The organism is Aquabacterium sp. TM01 (genome assembly GCF_057808345.1).
On record NZ_AP046529.1, the window covers coordinates 2,115,943 to 2,139,645 of the forward strand.

Here is a 23,703-nt window from a genome sequence, read left to right on the forward strand (position 1 = left end):
GTGAGTGGGTGTCAGCGCTCGCCCGTGACAGCCTGTACCTGTCCGGCGGTGATGGCGGGGGCACGACGAGCGCCGTCGAAACGCTGCTGCCAGTAGCCCACGCGCATGTCTTCAACACGGACCGAGGAGCCTGTGCGTGGCGAATGGATGAACTTGTTGTCACCGATGTAGATGCCCACGTGCGAGAAGGTGCGGCGCAAGGTGTTGAAGAACACCAAGTCACCGGGCTTCAACTCGCTTTGCTGGACCGGAACGAGGTCCGGCGAGTTGGCTTGCTCGGCAGAGCGGCGTGGCAAGACAAGACCCACGCTGTTTTCAAACACGTGGCGGGTGAACCCGCTGCAGTCGAAGCCGGTTTCTCGGCTGGTGCCACCCAACTTGTATGGCACCCCCAGGAAGTTCATGGCGGACATCACCAAGCCGGAAGCCATGTCCGACGCCTTCGAACGCACCTGCTGCGCCATTTCGACCACCGGTTTGGTCGAGGGCATCAGGCCTTTCTCGGTCAGGAAGCGGCTCACCGGGTCATCTGACTCGGCGGAAGTGGCGGCAACTGGGCTGGCCACGTTCTGCGCATGAGCGGGCATGCACAGGCCTACGCTCAGGGCGCCAATGGCCAGCAGGGTGCGCACGGTGCCCATAGCGGCAGTGACGTGGTTCCGGCAAGCTTGAGCGCTCAACTGCATTGGAGGCGACCAGGGAGGCGGTCTGAATAAAACATGGGGACGAATGTAAAGCGGGTTGACGGATGCGTCAAGTCGATGAAGTAAGGATAAACCTGTGATTTTCAGTGTATGACATGACTGGCGCGTGAACTTGTCCACAACGCAAGGCATGTTGCACGATGTGGAGCGCACTGAAACGTGTTGACACAAATTACCAGGCTTGATGTGCCGCAATTTTGAAAGCGGTGGCTTTGGCTTATGCTGAAGCGAGAGGCGCGATTGCCCACATCACAAGGAGACACACATGTCAGGATCTTCGAGCGAAAACACACTGACGGTTGCCCCGGACTCGGGTCTCAATGAGGCGCTGGTGCGTGGCTTTCAAGCCCGTCTGCAGGCAGCGCTCAAGAGCTTGTCGAGTGAGGATCAGGCGTTGCGGCACCAGCTCGCCAGCGACGAGGTCGCCACCGAGCACGCCGTGGTCGATGGGGCCGAGGGTGCTTTGAGCGTCGAGGCCAACCTGGAGGTGATCACGCAGATTCGGCACGAGCGGCAGGAAATGGACGCCATTCAGGCGGCGCTGGACCGGATCGCCACAGGCGACTACGGCTTGTGCACCGAATGCGGGGCGCCCATCGGACAGCCCCGATTGGAGATCGTGCCCGAGGCGAGCCACTGCATCGACTGCCAGGAGGCGGCTGAGCGCCACCGGGGTCACTGAGTTTGTGAGTGGCGCGGGTGCACTGAGGCTCAAGCCTCAGGCGCTCATGCTGTCAGTTGTTCGATCTCGTCGGTGAGTTCGAGCCAGCGTGATTCCAGCGCCTCGACCTCGTCGGCCAGGGACTTCAGCCGCTTGCCTTGCTCAGCGCGGTCCGAGGCGGACAAGCCAGGGTTGGCCAGAGACTCGGTCAAGCTGGCTTGCTCGGCATGGGCCTTGGCCAGGCGCTCATCGAGCTTCTTGAGCTCGGCCTTGAGCGGTTTGGCTTGCTCGGCCAGTTTCTGACGCGCCTGCGATTGGGCTTTGCGGTCGTCGCGGCTGGGAATGGGTGCGGCCTCTGCGGCAATCTGGACGGGGGCACTGCGGGCCGGCATGGCACGATCGGCGTCACGGGCGGCTTTGGCTGCGGCCGCCACTTCGCGGGCCTGTGCCTGGAGCCAGCGTTGATAGTCGTCCAGGTCGCCGTCAAAGGTGGTGACCTCGCCGTGGGCCACCAGCCAGAACTCGTCACACACCTCTCGCAACAGAGCACGGTCGTGGCTGACCAGCATCACGGAGCCTTCGAACTCGTTGAGCGCCATGGACAGGGCTTCGCGGGTGGTCAGATCCAAGTGGTTGGTAGGTTCGTCGAGCAGCAGCAGGTTAGGGCGCTGCCACACCACCAAGGCCAGCACCAGACGGGCTTTTTCGCCGCCGCTGAACTGCCCGATCGGCTGGTTGACCATGTCGCCGGTGAACTGGAAGCGGCCGAGAAAGTCGCGCAGTTCTTGCTCGCGCCCTTGTGGGCCGACCTCGCGCGCCAATCGGATCATGTGCTGCATGGGGCCTTCGTCAGGGCGCAGCACGTCCAGCTCCTGCTGAGCGAAGTAGCCAATGCTCAGGCCCTTGCCTTCGGTGATTTCGCCGCTGACGGCACGGTTCATGTGCGCCAGCGTCTTCACCACCGTGGACTTGCCCTGCCCGTTGGCGCCCAGGATGCCGATGCGCTGGCCCGGCAGGACCGAGCGGTTGATGTCGGAGACGATCGTCAGGGTCGAGCCGTCTTCAAGGTAGTAGCCACAGGCCAAGTCCTTGATCGCGAGCATGGGGTTGGGCAGGCTGGCTGGCTCGGGGAAGGTGAACTGGAAGTCGCTGGCCGTGAGGACCGGTGCCAGTTTTTCCATGCGCTCGAGCGCCTTGACCCGACTTTGCGCCTGCTTGGCCTTGCTGGCCTGGGCCTTGAAGCGGGCAATGAACTTGGACAGGTGCGCGATCTTGTCTTGCTGTTTGCTGAACGCGGCCTGCTGCTGGCTCATGCGCTCGGCGCGCATGGACTCGAAGGCGGTGTAGCCACCGGTGTAGCGGGTGAGCTTGGCGTCTTCGAGGTGCAGGGTGACCTTGGTGATCGCGTCCAGGAACTCGCGGTCGTGGCTGATGATCAGCAAGGTGCCTTCATAGCGCTGCAGCCAGGCTTCGAGCCAGACCAGGGCGTCGAGGTCCAAGTGGTTGGTGGGCTCGTCCAGCAGCAGCAGCTTGGCGGGGCACATCAGGGCGCGCGCCAGTTGCAGGCGCATGCGCCAGCCGCCTGAAAAGCTGTTGACGGGGGCTTGCGTTTGCTCCAGCTTGAAGCCCAGGCCCAGCAGCAGCGCTTGTGCGCGTGCCGGGGCGTCAAAGTGGCCGGCTTCGGCGAGTGCCATGTGGGCCTCGGCCATGGCGTTGCCGTCGTCAGCGGCTTCGGCGTCGATCAGGTCCTGGCGCGCCTTCATCAGGCGGCCATCGCCCTGCAGCACGAACTCGGTGGCCGGGTCGTCTGTCTCGGGCATGTTCTGCGCGACTTCGGCCATGCCGCCGGGCTGCAGCCAGCTGGGCGGGATCTCGACGTCGCCACCATCGGCGGGCAGGCGCCCGGCAAGCAAGGAGAAGAGGGACGATTTGCCGGCGCCATTGCGCCCAATCAGGCCGACTTTTTCGCCGGGGTGGATCGTGGCACTGGCTTTGTCCAGAACAGGCTTGACGCCTCGCAACAGGGAGACGTTTTTCAGAACAATCATGGGTCAGGCCGATTCGGAATCAAGCAGCAGGGCGTCACGGGTGATCAGCAGGAGCTGATCGGCGCCAGAGGTGGTGTCCAGCCAGGTCACGGCCAGATCAGGGAAAGCGCGTTCGAAGTTCGGTCGCTCATTGCCGATTTCCAGCACGAGCACCGCATCGGGCGTCATGTAGCGGTCGGGGTCGGCGCGCAGACTGGCGAACAGGGCGCGGGTGAAATCCATGCCGTCTTCGCCCGAGGCCAGGGCCAGTTCAGGCTCGGCCAGGTACTCGGCGGGCAGGGCCTTCATGGACTGTGCATTGACATAAGGCGGGTTACACAGGATCAGGTCGTAAGGCCCTTGCACGGACTGCAGGCCGTCACTATGGAGCAAGGTGATGCGGTCAGCCAGCCCGTGCTGGTCCACATTGATGCGGGCCACGGCGAGGGCGTCCTCGCTGATGTCGGCGCCATCGACGGTGACTTCGGGGTAGGCCATGGCGGCCAGAACGGCCAGGCTGCCGTTGCCGGTACACAGGTCGAGCACGCGCCGGGTCTGCTCACTCAGCCAGGCATCGATGCTGCCATCGGCGAGCACCTCGGCGATGAAAGAGCGGGGCACAATGACCCGTTCGTCCACATAGAAGGGCACGCCCTGCAGCCAGGCCTGATGTGTCAGGTAGGCGGCCGGGTTGCGGGTCTGGATGCGCTGGTCGATCAGGGCCTGAACCTGGCTCTGCTGTTCGTCGCTGACCGCCGTGCCTGCCACATCGTCCAGCACGTCCAGCGGATGCCCCAGGCGCCACAGCACCAGCCAAGCGGCTTCATCGAAGGCGTTGGTGGTGCCGTGCCCAAAGCCGACCTGGGCTGCGGTGAGCCGGGCGGCCGCTTGTTCAATCAGTTCAATGACGGTCACGTCAGCAGTCTTTCCAGCGTCTGCCGGTAGATGTTCTTCAACGGTTCAATGTCGGCCACGGCGACGTGTTCGTCGATCTTGTGGATGCTGGCGTTGACCGGCCCGAACTCGACCACCTGCGGGCAGATCTGGGCGATGAAACGGCCATCGGAGGTGCCGCCGGTGGTGGACAGCTCGGTCTCCAGACCGGTGACGTCCTGAATGGCGGCGGCCATGGCGTCGACCAGGGGGCCGCGACGGGTCAGGAAGGGGCGTCCACCCAGCGTCCAGTCGATGTGGAAGGTCAGGCCGTGCTGGCGCAGCACGTCTTCCAGGCGTGCTTGCAGGCCTTCCGGGGTCGACTCGGTGGAGAAGCGGAAATTGAAGTCGATGACCAGCTCGCCGGGGATGACGTTGTTCGCGCCGGTGCCCGCGTGGATGTTGGACATCTGCCAGCTGGTGGGCGGGAAATGGTCGTTGCCCTGGTCCCAGACGATGGCGGCGAGCTCGGCCAGGGCCGGTGCGGCCTGGTGGATGGGGTTGCGGGCCAGGTGCGGGTAGGCGATGTGGCCCTGGATGCCCTGCACGCGCAACTTGCCCGAAAGCGAGCCACGGCGGCCGTTCTTGATCATGTCGCCCACCCGCTTGACCGAGGTGGGCTCGCCGACGATGCAGGCGTCCAGGCGCTCACCTTGCGCGGTGAGCCATTCGCAGACCTTGACCGTGCCGTCAACGGACGGCCCTTCCTCGTCGCTGGTGATCAGGAAGGCGATGCTGCCGGCGTGATCAGGGTGCTGAGCCACGAACTCTTCGCTGGCAACCACCATGGCCGCCAGCGAGGTTTTCATGTCGGCGGCGCCACGGCCATAGAGGCAGCCGTCGCGGTAGCTGGGCACAAAGGGTGGGCTGGACCATTGGTCGAGCGGGCCGGTGGGCACGACATCGGTGTGGCCGGCGAACACCAGGGTGGGCGCACCGCTGCCATGGCCCTGGCCGCGCTTGATGGCCCACAGGTTGGTGACAGGGGCATCGGCCGGGCCAAAGACCAGCGTCTGGCATTCAAAACCGATGGCCAGCAGGCGCTCGGCCATCAAGGCCTGGCAACCCTCGTCAACGGGGGTCACGGAGGGACGGGCGATCAGCGCCTCGGCGAGGCGCACGGTGGCGGTCATGTCAGGATCTCAGCGGGAGGCAGGGAAGGGCGCCCGGACTTCTTCTTCCGGGTGCACATCCAGGGTGATTTCAGTGAAGGTGGGGCCGTCGTCGCTCTCTTCGGGCTTGGCCGCCTGCCGGGTCGGGATGGTTGTGTCGTTTTGCAGACGCCACATCAGGTCGGTCGGCGAGTCGGCGTAACGCAGGCCTTCTTCGCGGCTGACCAGGCCTTCGCGGATGAGGCGGGCAATATCCTGCTCGAAGGTTTGCGAGCCTTGCGACATGGACTTCTGCAGGGCTTCCTTGACCTCGTTGAAGTCACCGCGGGTGATCATCTCGGACACCAGCTGGGTATTGAGCAGCACCTCGACGGCGGGCACGCGCCCACCCGAGGTGTTCTGCAGCAGACGCTGAGACACGATGGCTTTTAGGCCGGAGGCCAGGTCGCTCAACAGGGCCGGGCGGGCTTCGGGCGTGTAGAAGGACAGGATCCGCCCCAGGGCGTGATAGCTGTTGTTGGCGTGAAGGGTGGACAGCACCAAGTGACCCGACAGGGCATACGAGAGCGCGGCCGTCATGGTTTCACGGTCGCGGATTTCCCCGATCAGGATGCAGTCAGGTGCCTGACGCAGGGCGTTCTTCAGGCCAATCTGCAAGGACTGGGTGTCGCGCCCCACCTCGCGCTGGTTCACCACGGACTTCTTGTTCGAGAACAGGAATTCCAGCGGGTCTTCAATGGTGAGGATGTGGCCCGTCATGCGCTGGTTGCGGTACTCGAGCATCGACGCCAAGGTCGTGCTCTTACCCGCGCCGGTGGCGCCCACCACCATGATCAGCCCGCGCTTTTCGAGCACCAGGTCGGACAGCGACATGGGCACGTTGAGCGACTCCAGCGCCGGAATGTCGCTGGGGATGTAGCGGAACACGGCCGCCACGGAGCCACGCTGCTTGAAAGCGCTCAAACGGTAGATGCCCACGTTAGGGATCGTGATCCCCAGGTTGAGCTCGCCGGTTTCGTCCAGCTCTTCGAGCTGCTGGGGCGTGATCAGCTCAGACAGCAGCTGACGCGGTTGAGACGGCGTCAGGATCTGATCGGTGAGCTGCAAGATCTGTCCATTGATCTTGATGAGGATGGGTGTCTTGGCAGACAGAAAGACGTCCGATGCCTTTTTCTCGGTCATCAGGCGCAGGATCTTTTCAAGATTGCCACCGCTCATCAAATGCTCTCCCGTGATGGGTTGTCAATGGACAGACAGGATGCCACGCTGATCAGGCGCCGCGCAGCAAGTCGTTGATGCTGGTCTTGGAGCGGGTCTGGGCGTCGACACGCTTGACGATGACCGCGCAGTACAGCGAGTACTTGCCGTCGGCCGAGGGCAGGTTGCCAGACACGACCACGGAACCCGCGGGAATGCGACCGTAGCTGACTTCGCCGGTGGCGCGGTCATAGATCTTGGTGGACTGACCGATGTACACGCCCATGGAAATCACCGAGTTCTCTTCGACGATCACGCCTTCGACGACTTCGGAGCGGGCGCCGATGAAGCAGTTGTCTTCGATGATGGTGGGGTTGGCCTGCAGGGGCTCGAGCACGCCGCCGATGCCGACGCCGCCGGACAGGTGGACGTTCTTGCCGATCTGGGCGCAGGAGCCGACGGTGGCCCAGGTGTCGACCATGGCGCCTTCATCGACGTAGGCGCCGATGTTGACGTAGGACGGCATCAGGATCACGTTCTTGGCCTGGAAGCTGCCACGGCGTGCCACGGCGGGCGGCACCACGCGCACGCCGGAGGCGGCCAGTTGCTCGGCGCTCCAGCCGGTGTACTTGGTGGGCACCTTGTCGTAGAACTGCAGGTCGCCTTGGCCCATGGGCACGTTGTCGTTCAGGCGGAAGCTCAGCAGCACGGCCTTCTTGATCCACTGGTGGGTTTCCCACTGGCCGTTGAGCTTCTCGGCCACGCGCAGCTTGCCACTGTCGAGTTGGTCGATGATGTGGTTGACGGCGTCACGCACTTCGGCCGGGGCGGCGGCAGCGGACAGGGAGGTGCGCTGTTCCCAGGCGTTGTCGATGACGGTTTGCAGAGCTTGAGACATGTGGATCTTTCAGGAAATCAGACAGATTGGGATTGGATGAAGGCCTGGATGCGCTCGGCGGCTTCGACACATTCGTCGACACCGGCCACCAGCGCCATGCGGACACGGCCGGCGCCCGGGTTGGTGCCGTTGGCCTCACGGGCCAGGTAGCTGCCGGGCAGAACGGCCACATTGTATTGAGCCAGCAACTCGCTGGTGAAGGCTTCATCGCTGCCGCCACACACATGGCGGGGTACTTCGGCCCAGAGGTAGAAGCCCGCGTCGGGCAAGGCCACGTTCATGACCGAGGCCAGGATGGGGGTGACGCGCTCGAACTTTTGGCGGTACAACGCGCGGTTTTCGATGACGTGGGCTTCGTCGTTCCAGGCCGCGATGCTGGCGCGCTGCACGGCGGGGCCCATGGCGCTGCCGTGGTAAGTGCGGTAGAGCAGGAAAGACGTGATGAGAGCGGCGTCACCGGCCACAAAGCCCGAGCGCAGGCCCGGCACATTGGAGCGCTTGGACAGGCTGGTGAGCATGATCAGATTCTTGAAGTCGCGGCGACCCAGCTTGGCGGCGGCTTGCAGGCCACCCAGCGGCGCGGCGTCAGCGCCTTCGCGGAAGTAGATCTCTGAATAGCACTCGTCGGAGGCGATCACGAAGCCGTAGCGGTCGCTCAGGGCGAACAGGCGCTCCCATTCATCGAGCGGCATCACGGCACCGGTGGGGTTGCCGGGTGAGCACACGAACAACAACTGTGTGGTGGCCCAGGTCTCTTCCGAGATGCTCGACCAGTCGGCCGCAAAGTTACGGGCGGGGTCGGAGTTGGCGAACACGATGCGGGCGCCAGCCAGCAGGGCGGCGCCTTCGTAGATCTGATAGAAAGGATTGGGGCTGACCACCGCCGGGCCACCGGCTTCACCGTGCTGTGTGGGGTCGATCACGGTTTGCGCCAAGGCAAACAGGGCTTCGCGCGAGCCGTTGACGGGCAGGAGTTGCGTGGCCGGGTCGATCTGCAGGGCATAGCGGCGCTGCATCCAGTCGGCGCAGGCGGCGCGCAGGGCGGGCTCACCGGCGGTGGCGGGGTAGCTGGCCAGGCCTTCCAGGCCGGCGACCAGCGCCTCTTTGATGAATGCAGGGGTGGCGTGCTTGGGCTCCCCAATGCCCAGACTGATGGGGCGATACGCTGCGTTCGGCGTCACGCCTGCGGTCAGGCGACGCAGGCGCTCGAAGGGATAGGGCTGGAGTTTGGTCAGCAGGGGATTCATGGGCAGGCATTATCCCAGCCCCAGGCGGCAGATCGGCGCTGCACGGACATTCCCATCAGTCCTCCTGCTCGGGCCCCGCGGCCACCACCGAGCGGTGACGCCCCGCGCTCTTGGCCTGGTACAGGGCCCGATCGGCCCGCTCCAGCGTGGCATCGGTGCCTTCCTGCCCCAGGCACAACGCCAAACCGGCAGAGAACCGCAGGCGCAGATGGGGGGCTGCCTCCGACACCGTGACGCTCGCCAGGGCGTCGCGCACACGGTCCAGCGCAATGGCTGCCTTTTGCGGACTGGTGTTGGGCATCAGGAACAAGAACTCCTCGCCCCCCCAGCGCGCAAGGGTATCGGTGTCACGCAGCACCATGGAGGCAGCCGATGCGAAGGCCATCAGGGCCTGATCACCAACCAGGTGGCCGTGCTCGTCGTTGATGCGTTTGAAGTGATCCAGGTCGATCAAGGCCACGGTGAAGCGCTCGCCATAGCGCTGGTAGCGCTGTGCGGCATAGACCATCTTCTCCTGCATGTGGCGGCGGTTGAAGAGCCCGGTCAAGGAGTCGCGGGTGGCCAGTTGCTGCACCTGATCCAGGGCCTGCTGTAGCTCACGACGCTGCGTGGACAGGCGTTTGCGCCAACTGGAAATCAGATAGGCAGTGAAGATCAGCACAGGCAGGCTGCCCAGCATCACCCCGAAGCGCAGCATTTCCAGTTGGGGCGGGTAATAGGCCGGGTCGAGGCTGGAGAGCACCCCCATGGCAGCGCCCAGCAAGACCATCGCCAGCACACCGTTCATCACCGACAGGCGCGGTGTGTGGGTGTACATGCCGAACACGATCACCAAGGCGATGAGCACCAGCACCATGCCCCGCTCGGACGGGTCGAGCGTGACGTAGGCAAAGGAGATCGCCAACTGGGCATACAGGTTCTGCAACATCATCAGCCCGGGGTCGCGCCAATGGCGGGTGACGCCGCTGCGCACCAGCAGGTAGAAAACCAGGTGAGCCGGGAAAGTCACTGCGATCAGGAGCTGGGGGCCGATGGGCAGCATCATGCCGACCGTGGCGGCATGGGCGGCCGCAGCACAGCAGATGGCGTACATGACGGTGCACAGCAAGATGATGCTGGTGTGGCCTCGCGTGTGCCGATCCGGGCCCAGCATCGCGAGCACAGCGCGCTGGAGTGATTCCATCAGGCGATCGGGCCCCGATTCGGCAACGGTCAACTCAGTCATCTGCGCTCCTCATGAAGGAAAGCCCGGGGGCGGCACGTTGTTGCCGAACATGCCAAGCGCCAGCACGGGGGCCCAGACCGAGCGATTGCGCCCAGAGGCCTTGGCCTGGTACATGGTCTTGTCGGCGCGCTCCACCAATTGATCGAGCGTGTCATCCGGCTCGGCCTGCACAAGCCCCGCAGAGAAACTCATCTGCAGTGTGGGGTGTTCGGCCAGCCGCCAGGCGTTCAGCGCTTTGCGCAGGCGCTCCAGCGAGGCATGGGCCTCGTCCAGGCGTGTTTGAGGGAACATGACCAGAAACTCTTCGCCCCCCCAGCGCCCAACCCGATCCACCGCCCGCAGGTGCTTGCGGGACAGTTCGGCAAAGCCTTTGAGCACCGCGTCGCCGGTGGGGTGGCCGTAGCGGTCGTTGACCTGCTTGAAGTGATCCAGGTCGATCAGGGCGACACACCATTGCGTGCTGTGGCGTTCGGCGAGTTGCCGCTCGGCCTCCAGTGTGTCGAGCATGACGCGGCGGTTCAGCAGGCCGGTCAACTGGTCGAGGGTGGCCATCTGCCTCACGGTCAGCACGGTTTTGCGCAATTCCTTGGCCTGCTCGCTGATCTCGGTGCGGATGTCACTCACCCACTTGCCCACCAAGGAGAGCAGAAGCAGACTGGCCCCACCCACCAGCAGGTGGGTGACGCCCTTGCTGAGCATGCCCACGCTGGTGTCACGCCAGTCAACCCAGGCAAACGCGGCGCCGAGCATCAGGGTGGCCGTCATGCCCAGCCCCAACACCTGCTTGGGGCGCAGCCGCAGCATGGCCACCACAATGACCTGGGCCATCAGGACCAGCACGTTGACGCGGTGTTCGCCCAGCAGGATGTAGGCCGCCACGCAGACACACAAAGAAGCCACGGCATGTGGAAAGGTCAACACCGGGTCCGTCATGCCTTGTGTCAGGCCGGTGCGGATGGGAAGCCAGAAAGCGAGAAAGGTGACGATGCTGACGAATGTCACGCCCCAGGCAGCGGTGCTGCTCAGTTCATGAAGGTAGACCAGGTGCCAGATCATGACCAAGCTGGTCAAGTAGGTCGGCAGGGGCGCCAGCGTCAGCAAGGTGTGATGGCGCACACGTGGCTCGTGTCCCAGAAGAGGGCCAGAGAGGGCGTGTAACCAGTTCAAGGCTTTCATGCGGCTGAGTGATCTCCGACGGGCCACATCAAAAGGAGACCTGTCAACGTGCTGAAAGGTACATCATTTGTCGTCGCTTGACGCGCCGGGTAAGTACCTGCCATCAGAGTAAGTGAGCAGCCATTCCGGCAAAAATGCCACAAATATGGCGGTCAACATGCCCGTACTGACTGCTTCTCCCCAACCGAGCAGCCAATAGGCGAGCATCCACTCGTCGGCGCGCAAGGTCTCCGGCTTGTGCCCGAAAGCCAGGGCCAGGGCCCCGCTGAGGGTGACCGACACGGCGGTGGTGAAGAAGCCCCGCCCCAGGATGTAGACGAAGAGGTGATGCGGCAGCCAACGTCGAATCAGCAGGCCCAGGCCCAGGCCCAGGGTGGCCGGTAGCATCCCCATCCACACCACATGGGTGGCCAGGGTGTCGAGATCCGGCCACGCAGGCCGCTCGATGTAGCTGGCGCCCAAGGCGATGGGCAGCAAGGTCCACATGGCCAGCGGCCAGCCGAACATCAGCACCAACAGGCAGGCACCGGTCACGTGCAGGGCCATCCCGTTGGGCAGCAGGTGCTCGGTCCACCAGACGAAGGGCAGGAGCGCCACGCAGCCCAGCCAAGGGCTTTGCAAGGGGCGGTGCGTGAGCGGCAACCAGGGCTTGAACAGCAAGGCCACGGCCAGCACGCCGAACATCACGGCGGTCTCGAACCCGGCGGGCAGCACCCAGTCCATGGCGGCGTGTCCTGCTTGTCAGTGAAGAACTACAGAAAAAAGACAGCCCGAAGGCTGTCTGGGATACCGTGGAGACTCAGCCCAGCAGACCGGTTTCGGCGTTGTGCTGGGGCAGGTCCACCTTGGGAGCTGGCTTCCAGCCCTTTTTGCGGTGCTCGACGACGACGTTGGTATAAATACCGCCACGCACGTACCACTTGGCCGTGATGCGCAGGTAGCGAGGCTCGATGGCCTTGACCATGTCGTCGAGGATGGCGTTGGTGACCTTTTCGTGGAATGCCCCGTCATTGCGGTAGCTCCACATGTACATCTTCAGGCTTTTCAGCTCGATGCACAGCTCGTCGGCGATGCAGTCGATGGTGAAGTGCGCGAAGTCGGGCTGACCGGTGAGCGGGCAGAAGCAGGTGAACTCGGGCACCTGGAACTGGATCACGTAGTCGCGCTGGGGCGCCGGGTTGGGGAAGACGTCCAGGTGGCGGGACGGCGCCGATGGCGCCGTGGCCGGCTTGGCGCGTTCACCCACCTCGAGGGCCTTGCCCTTGGCTGGGGTGGTCGGGGCGGTGGAGGCGGGGGCTTTCTTGGCCATGGTGAACAACTCTGCAGTAAATGGGATGCCAGCAAAACGCCGATGTTATCATCTTTGGTTAGTCTTCACCTGTCACAAAGCGGCTTTTACCAAGCAAATCAAGGACTTAGCCGTCTACCTTTTGCCCTGCGAACGCCCCGAGCATGCGCCTGAATTCGATCAAGCTGTCTGGCTTCAAGTCATTCGCTGAACCGACCCACTTCCAACTGCCCGGCCAACTCGTGGGCGTGGTGGGGCCGAACGGCTGCGGCAAGTCCAACATCATGGACGCCGTTCGCTGGGTGCTGGGCGAGTCCAAGGCGTCGGAATTGCGTGGCGAGTCCATGCAGGACGTGATCTTCAACGGTTCGGGCAACCGCAAGCCGGCCAGCCGCTCCAGCGTGGAGTTGGTGTTCAGCAATGAAGACGCCCGCGCGGGTGGCCAGTGGAACCAGTTTGCCGAGATCGCCGTCAAGCGGGTGCTGACGCGCGATGGCACCTCCAGCTACTTCATCAACAACCAGCCGGTGCGCCGCCGCGACGTGCAGGACGTGTTCCTGGGCACCGGCCTGGGGCCGCGCGCCTACGCCATCATCGGCCAGGGCACGATCAGCCGGATCATCGAATCCAAGCCCGAAGAGCTGCGCCTGTTCCTGGAAGAGGCTGCGGGAGTGTCCAAGTACAAGGAACGCCGCCGCGAGACGGAAAACCGCCTCAAGGACACCCGAGAGAACCTGACCCGCGTGGAAGACATCCTGCGCGAGCTGAACAACAACCTCGACAAGCTGGAGAAGCAGGCCGAGGTGGCGACCCGATACCATGCGCTGCAGGAGCAAGGCACGCTCAAGCTGCACCAGCTGTGGTTCTTGAAACACCGCGATGCGGCAACCGAAGAGACCCGCATTCGCTTGGCGGTGGCCGAGGCGACCAATGCGCTGGAGGCCCGCCTGGCCGAACTGCGTGGCGTGGAAGCGCAACTGGAGCAGGTGCGCCAAGATCACTATGCCGCCAGCGACGCTTTGCATTTGGCCCAAGGGGAGCTGGCCGAGGCCAACCTGGCGGTGAGCCGCTTGGAAGAGCGCATCCGCTATGTGGTGGAGGGCCGCCAGAAGGTCGAGCAACGCTTGGCCGAGCTGAAGGGGCAGAACGAACAGTGGCTGGAGCGCCGTGCGGCGGCCGAGTTCGAGCTGGAAGAGCTGGCCGAAAAGATGCTCGCTGCCGAAGAGCAGGCCGAGATCCTGGCGGCGCAGTCGGAAGAGCTGGCCGGCAACCTGCCCAGCTTTGAAGATGCCGTGCGCAGCGCCACGCAGCGCGCCAACACCCAGCGCGGCGTGGCCGGGCAGGTGCAGCAACAGATTCAGCTGCTGGCCGCCGAGTCGCGCAACATCGACGACCAGTCCCGCCAGTTCACGCTGCGCCGCGAGCGCCTGAGCAGTGAAAAACATGCCTTGGGATCGCCCGATGAGGCCCGCTTGACAGACCTGAAGCGTCAGCTTGAAGCGGTGCAAGAAGAGCTGGCCTTGTCGGAAGCCCAGCTGGGTGAGTTGACCGAAGAGGTGCCCGAGCTGGACGAGGCCCGCAAGGCGCAGCAGCAGGAAAGCCAGACTCAGGCGGCCAAGCAGGCGGAGCTGACGGCGCGCCTGGAGGCCTTGCGCGCCTTGCAGGAGAAGGTGCAGACCGAAGGCAAGCTCAAGCCCTGGCTGGCCAAGCATGGCCTGGACAGCTTGCAGGGCCTGTGGCGCAAGGTGCACATCGAACCCGGCTGGGAAAACGCGCTGGAATCGGCCTTGCGCGAGCGCTTGTCGGCGCTGGAAGTCGGCCGCGTGGAAACCGTGCGCGCGTTTGAGCAGGATGCGCCGCCAGCCAAGCTGGCGTTCTACAGCCTGCCGCAGGCGGGCATCCAGAACACGCACACCACGCTGCCGCGCCTGTCCGATCAGTTGCGCCTGCAGGATGCGAGCCTGAAGGCGCTGATGAACGACTGGCTGGAAGGCGTCTACACCGCCGCCAACCTGGAAGAGGCCCTGGCCAACCGGCAACGCCTGACGCACGGCGAGGTCATCATGACCCGTGCCGGCCACACCGTCAGCCAGTTCGCGGTGAGCTTCTACGCGCCGGATTCGGAGCAGGCCGGGATGTTGGCCCGCGCCCAGGAAATCGAAAGCCTGGACAAGCAGGTGAGGGCGCAGGCGCTGATGGCCGAAGACGCCCGTGCCAGCCTGATCCGCGCCGAGGCGCATTACACCGACGCCTCACAGCGCCTGGCCACCACACGTCGCCAGACCAGCGAGGTGCAGCAGCGCGCCCACCAGTTGCAGGTGGAGGTCTTGCGCTTGGCCCAACAGGCCGAGCAAGCCCAGGCACGCCACGGTCAGATCGCCGAAGAGCTGGCCGAGATCGATGCGCAACTGGACGAGCTGCAGGAACGCCGTGCCACGGGCGAAGCCCGCTTTGAAGAGCTGGACCTGAGCCTGGCCGATGCGCAGGAGCAGCATGCCCAGCTGGAAGAGGCCGTGATGGAAGCCGAGCGCAAGCTCAATCAGGCCCGCGAGCAGTCGCGCGCGCAAGAGCGTCAGGCCCAGGAAGCGCAGTTCAGTGCCCGAGCCATGGCCTCGCGCCGGGGCGAGTTGCAGCGCAGCATTGAAACCTCGGCCCAGCAGATCCAGCTCAACGAGGCCTCGGTGGCGCAACTGCACGAGGAGCAGGCACGCTTGAGCGATGCCTCGGCCCACACCGGTCTGGACGAGGCCTTGGCCGTGCGCGTGGAGAAAGAAGGCCTGCTGGCCCAGGCCCGCACGCACTACGACGACCTGTCGGCACAGCTGCGCCGCGCCGACGAGCAGCGCATGGGCTTCGAGCGCAGCCTGCAACCGCTGCGCGACGAGATCACCAAGCTGCAACTGGAGCAGCAGGCCGCCACGCTGGGCGGTGCCCAGTTCCTGGAGCAGCTCACCGCCGCCGAGGTGGACTTGGTGGCGTTGGCCGAAGTGATCGAGCGCGATGGCGTCAAGCTCTACGGCCTGCAAACCGAGATCGACCGCATCCAGCGCGAGATCAACGCCCTGGGCGCGGTGAACCTGGCCGCGCTGGAAGAATTGACCGCCGCCCGCGAACGCAAGGGCTTCCTCGACTCGCAGATGGCCGACCTCAGCGATGCCATCCAGACGCTGGAAGACGCGATCCATAAGATCGACCTGGAAACGCGCGAACTGCTGGGCGCCACGTTTGACACCGTCAACGAGCATTTCGGGCGCATGTTCCCCAGCCTGTTCGGTGGCGGCAGCGCGCGCCTGGTGATGACCGGCGACGAAATCCTGGATGCGGGCGTGCAGGTGATGGCGCACCCGCCAGGCAAGAAAAACAGCACCATCCACCTCCTGTCAGGGGGCGAGAAGGCGCTGACCGCCATCGCGCTGGTGTTTGCCATTTTCCAATTGAACCCTGCGCCGTTCTGCCTGCTCGACGAGGTGGACGCGCCCCTGGACGACGCTAACACCGAGCGCTACGCGCGCCTGGTCAAGAGCATGTCCAGCGGCACCCAGTTCCTGTTCATCTCGCACAACAAAATTGCGATGGAGATGGCCGAGCAACTGGTGGGCGTGACGATGCAAGAACAAGGTGTCTCCCGCATTGTGGCGGTGGACATGGAGGCGGCACTGGGCATGGCCCACGCAGCTTGAGGACTCAACACATGAACGATTCGCTGACTTCCTATCTGGTCATCCTGGGCGGCGTGGTGCTGATCGGGGTGCTGGCGCATGGCGCCTGGAACTCCCGCAAAGCGGCTGCCCGCCACCCCAAACGTGCCGTGGTCGAGCCGGTGGATGGCGACAGCCAACACGACCCTTTCAGCGCCACCTCCACCATGGAGCATGAGCCTACTCGCCCCATGATTGCCGACGCTGTGGCGCTGGCCGCCTCGGCCGTGGTGCCGCCACCGGTCAAACGCACAGGGCCGCGCCTGGACGCTTTGGTGGACGCCATTGCCACCTTGACGCCCGAAGGTTTGCTGAGCGGCGACAACATCCTGATGCACCTGCCGCCTACCCGCCGTGCGGGCAGCAAGCCAGTGCTGATCGAAGGCCTGCGCATGGACTGCGATGAGTGGGAAACCCCGCAAGCCGGCGTGCTCTACAAGGAGTTGCAAGCGGGCGTGTTGCTGGCCAACCGCACCGGTGGCCTCAACGAGATCGAATACTCCGAGTTCGTGCAGAAGATCCAGACCATGGCCGACACCTTGGGCGCCTCGGTCGAGTTTCCGGACATGCTGGACGTGGTGGCCCGAGCCAAGGAATTGGACGCCTTTGCTGGTGCGCACGATGCGCAACTGGCCATGCGCTTGCATGCCCGTGGCAGCGCCTGGTCGATTGGCTATGTGCAGCAGCAGGCGGCTCGCCACGGCTTTGTGCAAGGCGCTTTGCCCGGCCGCATGGTGTTGCCCGGCGTGGAAGAGGGCGCACCGCCCATGTTGACCCTGCAGTACGACGCCCAGGCTGCGTTTGCCGAAGACCCGGATCAGGCCACGCTGCGTGAGCTGATGCTGTCGTTCGACGTGCCGCAGACGTCTTCAGAGCATGCGCCCTTCAAGGCCTGGTGCGCCGCAGGTGAGGCCCTGGCCCTGAGCATGGACGGGCTGATGGCCGATGACCAGGGGCAGCCCTTCAACGCCGCAGCCTTTGCCTCGATCGAAGCCGAGCTGAGCCGCTTGTACGAATCCCTGGCAGCGCGTGATCTGGCTGCAGGCGCGCCGTCCACGCGGCGCCTGTTCAGCTGACGCGACACGGCCATGTCCCAATCTGATATGTTTGGCGGGGCCGAGGCGGCACCGGCCGGCGCCCGCACGCCAGAGGCGGAGCGCGCTGCCGCTTTGCGTGAGTTGCTGCATGCGCACGCCCACCGCTACTATGTGCTGGACGACCCGAGCATCCCGGATGCCGAGTACGACAAGCTGTTCGCCGAGTTGCAGGCCATCGAGGCCGCGCACCCCGGGCTGCTGACGCCCGACTCGCCGACGCAGCGCGTGCTGGGCAAGGTGCTGGATGGTTTCACGCCGGTGCGCCACGCCGTGCCCATGCTGTCGATCCGCACCGAGACCGACACGGAAGCCTCGGGGGCCGAAGCTTTCGATGCACGCATCCGCCGTGAGCTGGGCCTGACCGAGGCCGATGCGCCGGTGGCCTATGCCGCCGAACTGAAGTTTGACGGCCTGGCGATCAACCTGCGTTACGAGCACGGCGTGCTGGTGACGGCGGCCACGCGGGGTGATGGCGAGCAGGGCGAAGATGTGACCCAGAACATCCGTACCGTGGGCCAGATTCCCTTGAAGCTGCAAGGTGCCGCCCCGGAGGTGCTGGAGGTGCGCGGCGAGGTCTACATGCGCCGAGACGACTTCGAGGCCCTGAACGAACGCCAGCGCGAGAAGGGCGAAAAGACCTTCGTGAACCCGCGCAATGCCGCGGCCGGTGCGGTGCGCCAGCTGGACCCGGCGATTGCCGCACAGCGCCCCTTGAGCTTCTTCGCCTACGGCCTGGGCGAGGTCAAAGGCTGGGACGTACCCGCCACGCACAGCACCATGTTGGACGCCCTGCAGGCGATGGGCTTGCCCGTATGTGAGCACCGCACCGTGGCCTTGGGCGCGACCGGCCCCGATGGCCTGGTGGCCTTCCACCAGCGCATGGGCGCACTGCGCGACAGCTTGCCCTTCGACATCGACGGCATCGTCTACAAGGTGGACAGCCGCGCCTTGCAGGAGCGATTGGGCTTCGTCAGCCGCGAGCCGCGTTGGGCCGTGGCCCACAAGTACCCGGCGCAAGAGCAGCTCACCCAGGTGGACGGCATCGACATCCAGGTCGGCCGCACCGGCAAGCTCACCCCCGTGGCCCGCCTCAAGCCCGTGTTTGTGGGCGGCGTGACCGTGACCAACGCCACCTTGCACAACCTGTTCGAGCTGCGTCGCAAGCGCGTGCGGATCGGTGACACCGTCATCGTGCGCCGCGCGGGGGACGTGATCCCCGAAGTGGTGGGCGTGGTCGCCGCCGAGCGGCCAGCCTATGTGCCCAACTTTCGTATGCCCGCGCATTGCCCCGTGTGTGGCAGCACGGTGGTGCGCGAACCCGGCGAAGTCAATCACCGTTGCACCGGCGGCCTGTTTTGCGCCGCCCAACGCAAGCAGGCCTTGCTGCACTTTGCCCAGCGCCGCGCCGTGGAAATTGAAGGCCTGGGCGACAAACTGGTCGACCAGTTGGTGGACGGTGGCCTGGTGCGCACCTTGCCCGACCTGTACAAGCTGGGCGTGATGAAGCTGGCCGCCCTCGACCGCATGGCCGACAAGAGCGCCCAGAACATCGTGGCCGCGCTGGAAAAGAGCAAGCAGACGACCTTGCCGCGCTTCCTGTTCGGCCTGGGCATTCGCCATGTGGGCGAGGCCACCGCCAAAGACCTGGCGCGACATTTCGGCCAGATCGACCGGATCATGGATGCGCCCGAGGAGCAGTTGCTGGCCGTCCGCGACGTGGGCCCAGTGGTGGCGCGCAGCATCCGCACCTTTTTTGACCAGCCCCACAACCGCGAGGTGGTGGAGCAGTTGCGGGCCGCAGGCGTGACCTGGACCGAGCACGAACCTTCGGCTGCCGCCGATGCAGCCACCTTGCCACTGTTTGGCAAGACGCTGGTGCTGACCGGTACGCTGCCGACACTGTCGCGCGAAGAGGCCAAAGCCCTGATCGAAGAGGCCGGCGGCAAGGTGGCGGGCTCGGTGTCCAAGAAAACCCACTATGTGGTGGCTGGCGAAGAGGCGGGCTCCAAGCTGGAGAAGGCCCAGGCGCTGGGTGTGCCCGTGCTCGATGAAGCAGGCTTGCAGGCGCTGTTGGCCACGGCTGGCGCGACCCCACCCGAGGTGCCAAAGCAAGAGTGAGGTCTGATTCGGGTCTTTTTGCGACCCGCCCCCAGACCCGCACCGGCATTTGGCAAAATGGCAAGCCCCTGAGGAAAATGAATGTCCACCCCTGATTCCGACAAGAAGTCCCCGATTGACGCCCTGACGCCGGTGAGCGCCGCCCTGGTCGAGTTTCAGGCGGAAGCCCGCGTGCCCACCGAGCATGGCAGTTTCACGATGAAGCTGTTCCGCGAAGAGGGCACCGGCCGGGAGCACATCGCCATGGTGATGGGCGACGTGAAAGGCAGCGCCCTGGTGCGCGTGCACTCGGAATGCATGACCGGTGACGTGTTCGGCTCACTGCGCTGTGACTGCGGCCCCCAGCTGCAGTTCGCCATGAGCGAAATTGGCAAGAAGGGCAGCGGGGTGGTGGTGTACCTGCGCCAAGAGGGGCGTGGCATTGGCCTGGCCAACAAGTTGCGTGCCTACCAGTTGCAGGACCAGGGCATGGACACGGTCGAGGCCAACGAACACCTGGGCTTTGCCGCCGATCTGCGCAACTTCGACGTGGCAGCGCAGATTCTGGACTTCCTGGGCGTGTCATCGGTGAAACTGATGACGAACAATCCGCGCAAGGTCGACACCTTGAGCAAGCACGGTGTCAGGGTGGAAGAGCGGGTGCCAGTGCGCAGCGAAGTACAGCCCGAGAACGAGCGCTACCTGGGTACCAAGGCCCGCAAGCTGGGCCATCACATCGACTGGCTGGGTTGAGCCCCTCATGGACACGCCCGGATTGATCGACAGCGAGGAAGAGGACACCCCGGAGCGGCATCGCGTCGCTCAGCGCACCACCTGGGTGAGCGTGGGCGTCAATCTGGTCTTGACGGTGCTGCAGGTGGTGGTGGGGTTTTTCGCCCACTCTCAAGCGCTGGTTGCCGACGGCATCCACTCCCTGTCGGACCTGGTGGCCGACTTTGTGGTGCTGCTGGCCAGCCGGCACAGCCGCAAGGGGCCGGATGCCGATCACCATTACGGACACCAGCGGTTTGAAACTGCCGCCTCCATGGTGCTGGGCCTGCTGCTGTTGAGCGTGGGCGTGGGCATGCTGTGGAGTGCCGTGGGCAAGCTGAGCACGCCCGAGAACATTCCCGCCGTCAAGCCGATTGCCTTGTATGTCGCGGTGTTCACGCTGCTGTCCAAAGAGCTGTTGTTCCGCTACATGCTCAAGGCGGCCGAACGCGTGCGCTCCAGCATGCTGGTGGCCAATGCCTGGCACGCCCGCTCCGATGCGGCGTCGTCCCTGGTGGTGGCGCTGGGCATTGTGGGCAACCTGATGGGCTACCCCTTGCTCGACCCGGTGGCCGCGCTCATCGTGGGCTTCATGGTGGGCAAGATGGGCTGGGAGTTTGCCTGGAACGCCCTGAGTGACCTGATGGACCGCTCGGCCACGCAGGAGCAGATTGAGCAAATCCACACACTGTTGAGCGAAACACCCGGTGTGGCCGGCGTGCACGATGTGCGCACCCGCAAGATGGGCGACATGATCGTGGTGGACACCCATCTGGAAGTGGACGGCAGCCTGACGGTCAGCCAAGGGCATGACATTGCCTTGGCGGCCCGTGACCGGGTGATGGCCGCACTACCGGTGCTCAATGTGATGACGCACCTGGACCCCGTTCCGCACACCCCTCACCACTGACACCGGCGACGCGCTCAGGTCGATTGGCTGCAGACGCGGTTGCGGCCCTGGTGTTTGGCGTCGTACAAGGCCCCATCGGCCAGGGCCAGCAGGTGTTCCACCTTCATTTCCGGGCGAGCTTGACACCACGCCAGGCCCAGGCTGGCCGTGACCACGCCGGAGGTGCTGGAACGCTCATGCGGAATCTGGCAGCGTTCGACATTGGCGCGGACCCGCTCGGCCAAGGCCAAGGCGGAGGTTTCGTCCAGTTGGGGAATGGCGGCGATGAACTCCTCGCCACCGTAGCGTGCCACGATGGCTCCCTGGCCGCTCAAGGTCTGCTTCAACACCTGACAGACTTGTTTGAGACAGGCGTCTCCGGCCGGGTGGCCGTAGTGGTCATTGAACTTCTTGAAGTGGTCCACGTCGATCATCAGGATGGCCATGGGCGTGCGCCCAAAGCTGGCACGTTGCCACAGTTGCTGCATGGCCGATTCAAAATGGCGGCGGTTGTAAAGGCCCGTCAGCTCGTCCACGCGTGACAGCTCACGCAGACGAACCTGAGTCTGGGTAAGCGAGCGGATCAGGCCGCGCTCGCGCTCGGTGAGCAAGAAACGCCGACGCTCGTCGTTCTCAAGGGCGTAGTTGGCCGTGAGCGTGAAGGCAGCACTGGCCAGCACCATGGATACCAGGGGCAGCACCATGCGCTCGGGGAAGGAGGGCAGCGCATAGATGCCCACCACATGCAGGGTGATCAATGCCAGCGAGAACGCGACGGCGCACCAAAAGCGCAGCCGCTGCACGATGTTGCCGTAGGTGATGACCACCATGAAGCCGATGTGGTACAGGTAGGAGAGGGGACTGTGACTGTTCAACAGGATGAACGCCAGTACCGCCGCTGCAGCGAGGCCGCTGACCATGGCGATGGCCTCCAGTCCCTGCGGCGAGACACGGCTCACGGCCGGAATACGGCCTTTCTGAAACGTCCACAGAAACAGCAAGGCGATGGGGGTGAACACCAGCAGACGCAAAGTCAGCGCCAGGGCGAACACGTCGGGCAGCATCAGGTAATCAGCCACCAGAAAGACATTGAAAATCAACAGCGAGATGTAGCCGCTTTTGAGAATGTGGGCCCGCTTTGCGGCCAGGCCGGCGCGCTGAAACTCACCCTCCAGTTGGCCCGGAAACACCATACGTGGAAATCCACGCTGCAGCAGGCCATCAATCATGGCGGTGCGTGCAGCATCGCGCTGCGGGTCGAGGTCAGGCGTGGCGTCCAGGGGCAGGGGGGCTGTCAGCGTGCTCATTCGTCCATCCCCATGGCGGCCACCCGGTTACGCCCCCCCTGTTTGGCTTGATACAAGGCCTCGTCGGCCGCAGAAATCAGGCGGGTCATGGAGGCACCCGGTGCCGACGGGCTCATCGTGGCCACGCCAATGCTGACGGTCACGACGGCATGGGTGTTGGACGTGGCGTGCAGCATGTTGAGCCCCTCGATGCCGCGACGGATGCGCTCGGCGGCGCCGCGCACGGTCTGCAAGGAAGTGCCGGAGAGCACCGCAATGAACTCCTCACCGCCATACCGCGCGATCAGGTCGCCGGGCCCGCGCAGGCGTCGCTTCAAGGCGCCCGCCACCGCTTTCAGACAGGCATCCCCCACGGGGTGACCGTAACGGTCGTTGTAGGCCTTGAAATGATCGACGTCGATCATGATCAAGGCGACCTCGCCACCGACAAGCTGGTGTTGCGCCCACACTTCAGCCAGGTGCTCGTCAAAATGACGGCGATTGGCCACCTCGGTCAGCATGTCGCTGCGAGAGGCGTCATGCAGCTCCTGGTTTGCCGCTTCCAGGTCCTGAAGGAGCAGGCGCTCGCGCAGGTGCAGCAACCAGTTCAGCCGATCGTCGCGCTCCTGGCAATAGCAGCCATAGAGCGTGAAGACGATGGTGCATGCCAGCAACAGGCCACCAGGAATCAGGACCGCTGACTGCTCGGCCGGCATGCTGCTTGCCGCCACCACAAAGAGGATCATGATGATGGCGTCGAGCGCCGCGGCCGGTGCAAAACGCATCCTCACCACGCTGTTGGTGAACATGGCGATGGTGGCGAGGCTGACCAGGTACGGCACCGCATACGGGTCCGTGCTCGACATGCTCAGCCAGGCGTTGATGGCGCAAGCCCCGGCGCCTGGAATGACCAGCAGCCATTCGCGCATGGCCGGTGACGCCAACCGTGACAGCAGGAACACGCCGACGATGATGGCCGGCGTGAAGAGGAACAGGCGCAAACGCAGGGCCAGCTCGAACTGGTCCGGCACCAGCAGCCAGTCGGAGACCAGAAACCAGTTGAAGATGACGGCCACCAGCATGCCGCTGATGACCATGGTGCGCAGACGCTGGGGTCCGGCATCGGTGAGGAAGGTTTTCTCCAATGGCTCCGGCAAGCGCAGCGCCGGTTTGCCGTTGTTCAACAGGCGTTCGACCACCTCTGCCTCGATCGGCTCTTCGACCTCAGGGCCAGGCACGGTGACGCCAAACCCCGAGGGCGTGAATTCGGTCGTCTGAAAAGGGGAGGCGGAAAGGGCGGTCATCACAACTGACGCAGGACATCGGTCATTGCGTCGGATCGTAACGTGGCCCTGTCCGCCACAGCCCGTGAGGGCGTGGTGGCTTTCCCTTAGAGC

The 23,703-nt window shown here is 64.6% G+C and carries 19 protein-coding genes; 6 read left to right on the plus strand and 13 right to left on the minus strand.

Annotated features, from left to right (window positions below):
* Positions 1-11: 11 nt before the first annotated feature.
* On the minus strand, positions 12-641 hold the full coding sequence (locus AC3WW4_RS09720) for a C40 family peptidase (protein ID WP_488828213.1): 630 nt from the start codon (positions 639-641) through the stop codon (positions 12-14).
* A gap of 328 nt (positions 642-969) precedes the next feature.
* Between AC3WW4_RS09720 and AC3WW4_RS09725 the strand changes: the two genes are divergently transcribed.
* The gene (locus tag AC3WW4_RS09725) at positions 970-1,386 is read left to right on the plus strand and encodes a TraR/DksA family transcriptional regulator (RefSeq protein ID WP_488828214.1); all 417 of its coding nucleotides are present in this window, start codon (positions 970-972) and stop codon (positions 1,384-1,386) included.
* Positions 1,387-1,430: 44 nt separating this feature from the next.
* On the opposite strand, the gene AC3WW4_RS09730 is transcribed toward AC3WW4_RS09725, so the two are convergent.
* From AC3WW4_RS09730 to queF, 10 genes are all read right to left on the minus strand, one after another.
* Complete coding sequence (locus tag AC3WW4_RS09730) at positions 1,431-3,413, minus strand: ABC-F family ATP-binding cassette domain-containing protein (RefSeq protein WP_488828215.1); 1,983 nt, start codon at positions 3,411-3,413, stop codon at positions 1,431-1,433.
* Positions 3,414-3,416: 3 nt separating this feature from the next.
* A complete protein-coding gene (gene prmB, locus AC3WW4_RS09735) occupies positions 3,417-4,307 on the minus strand; it encodes a 50S ribosomal protein L3 N(5)-glutamine methyltransferase (RefSeq protein ID WP_488828216.1) in 891 nt (296 codons plus the stop codon).
* Entirely contained in the window at positions 4,304-5,458 is a 1,155-nt protein-coding gene (gene dapE / locus AC3WW4_RS09740; RefSeq protein ID WP_488828217.1) for a succinyl-diaminopimelate desuccinylase, read from the minus strand. The genes prmB and dapE overlap by 4 nt, the downstream gene beginning before the upstream one ends.
* A gap of 9 nt (positions 5,459-5,467) precedes the next feature.
* On the minus strand, positions 5,468-6,655 hold the full coding sequence (locus AC3WW4_RS09745) for a PilT/PilU family type 4a pilus ATPase (RefSeq protein ID WP_488828218.1): 1,188 nt from the start codon (positions 6,653-6,655) through the stop codon (positions 5,468-5,470).
* A gap of 52 nt (positions 6,656-6,707) precedes the next feature.
* The gene (gene dapD, locus AC3WW4_RS09750; protein WP_488828219.1) at positions 6,708-7,532 is read right to left on the minus strand and encodes a 2,3,4,5-tetrahydropyridine-2,6-dicarboxylate N-succinyltransferase; all 825 of its coding nucleotides are present in this window, start codon (positions 7,530-7,532) and stop codon (positions 6,708-6,710) included.
* Positions 7,533-7,549: 17 nt separating this feature from the next.
* Positions 7,550-8,779, minus strand: a complete 1,230-nt coding sequence (dapC, locus tag AC3WW4_RS09755) for a succinyldiaminopimelate transaminase (RefSeq protein ID WP_488828220.1) — start codon at positions 8,777-8,779, stop codon at positions 7,550-7,552.
* A gap of 55 nt (positions 8,780-8,834) precedes the next feature.
* Positions 8,835-10,004, minus strand: a complete 1,170-nt coding sequence (locus AC3WW4_RS09760; protein ID WP_488828221.1) for a GGDEF domain-containing protein — start codon at positions 10,002-10,004, stop codon at positions 8,835-8,837.
* A 9-nt stretch (positions 10,005-10,013) separates the two neighbouring features.
* A complete protein-coding gene (locus AC3WW4_RS09765) occupies positions 10,014-11,120 on the minus strand; it encodes a GGDEF domain-containing protein (protein WP_488828222.1) in 1,107 nt (368 codons plus the stop codon).
* Between the two features lie 123 nt (positions 11,121-11,243).
* A complete protein-coding gene (locus AC3WW4_RS09770) occupies positions 11,244-11,903 on the minus strand; it encodes an energy-coupling factor ABC transporter permease (protein ID WP_488828224.1) in 660 nt (219 codons plus the stop codon).
* A 76-nt stretch (positions 11,904-11,979) separates the two neighbouring features.
* Positions 11,980-12,489 carry a preQ(1) synthase gene (queF, locus tag AC3WW4_RS09775; RefSeq protein WP_488828225.1) on the minus strand — a complete coding sequence of 170 codons (510 nt, stop codon included), beginning with the start codon at positions 12,487-12,489 and terminating at the stop codon, positions 11,980-11,982.
* Positions 12,490-12,632: 143 nt separating this feature from the next.
* Between queF and smc the strand changes: the two genes are divergently transcribed.
* The 5 genes from smc (at position 12,633) to AC3WW4_RS09800 (ending at position 21,041) form a co-directional block, all read left to right on the plus strand.
* Complete coding sequence (gene smc / locus AC3WW4_RS09780; RefSeq protein ID WP_488828227.1) at positions 12,633-16,148, plus strand: chromosome segregation protein SMC; 3,516 nt, start codon at positions 12,633-12,635, stop codon at positions 16,146-16,148.
* Positions 16,149-16,159: 11 nt separating this feature from the next.
* Positions 16,160-17,242 carry a cell division protein FtsZ gene (locus tag AC3WW4_RS09785; RefSeq protein WP_488828229.1) on the plus strand — a complete coding sequence of 361 codons (1,083 nt, stop codon included), beginning with the start codon at positions 16,160-16,162 and terminating at the stop codon, positions 17,240-17,242.
* A gap of 12 nt (positions 17,243-17,254) precedes the next feature.
* Positions 17,255-19,381 carry an NAD-dependent DNA ligase LigA gene (gene ligA, locus AC3WW4_RS09790; protein ID WP_488828230.1) on the plus strand — a complete coding sequence of 709 codons (2,127 nt, stop codon included), beginning with the start codon at positions 17,255-17,257 and terminating at the stop codon, positions 19,379-19,381.
* Between the two features lie 81 nt (positions 19,382-19,462).
* On the plus strand, positions 19,463-20,113 hold the full coding sequence (gene ribA, locus AC3WW4_RS09795; protein ID WP_488828232.1) for a GTP cyclohydrolase II: 651 nt from the start codon (positions 19,463-19,465) through the stop codon (positions 20,111-20,113).
* A 7-nt stretch (positions 20,114-20,120) separates the two neighbouring features.
* The gene (locus tag AC3WW4_RS09800; RefSeq protein ID WP_488828234.1) at positions 20,121-21,041 is read left to right on the plus strand and encodes a cation diffusion facilitator family transporter; all 921 of its coding nucleotides are present in this window, start codon (positions 20,121-20,123) and stop codon (positions 21,039-21,041) included.
* 14 nt (positions 21,042-21,055) lie between these two features.
* On the opposite strand, the gene AC3WW4_RS09805 is transcribed toward AC3WW4_RS09800, so the two are convergent.
* Together AC3WW4_RS09805 and AC3WW4_RS09810 are read right to left on the minus strand one after the other, a co-directional pair.
* Entirely contained in the window at positions 21,056-22,327 is a 1,272-nt protein-coding gene (locus AC3WW4_RS09805) for a GGDEF domain-containing protein (RefSeq protein ID WP_488828236.1), read from the minus strand.
* Complete coding sequence (locus AC3WW4_RS09810) at positions 22,324-23,610, minus strand: diguanylate cyclase (RefSeq protein ID WP_488828238.1); 1,287 nt, start codon at positions 23,608-23,610, stop codon at positions 22,324-22,326. The genes AC3WW4_RS09805 and AC3WW4_RS09810 overlap by 4 nt, the downstream gene beginning before the upstream one ends.
* Positions 23,611-23,703 lie beyond the last annotated feature (93 nt).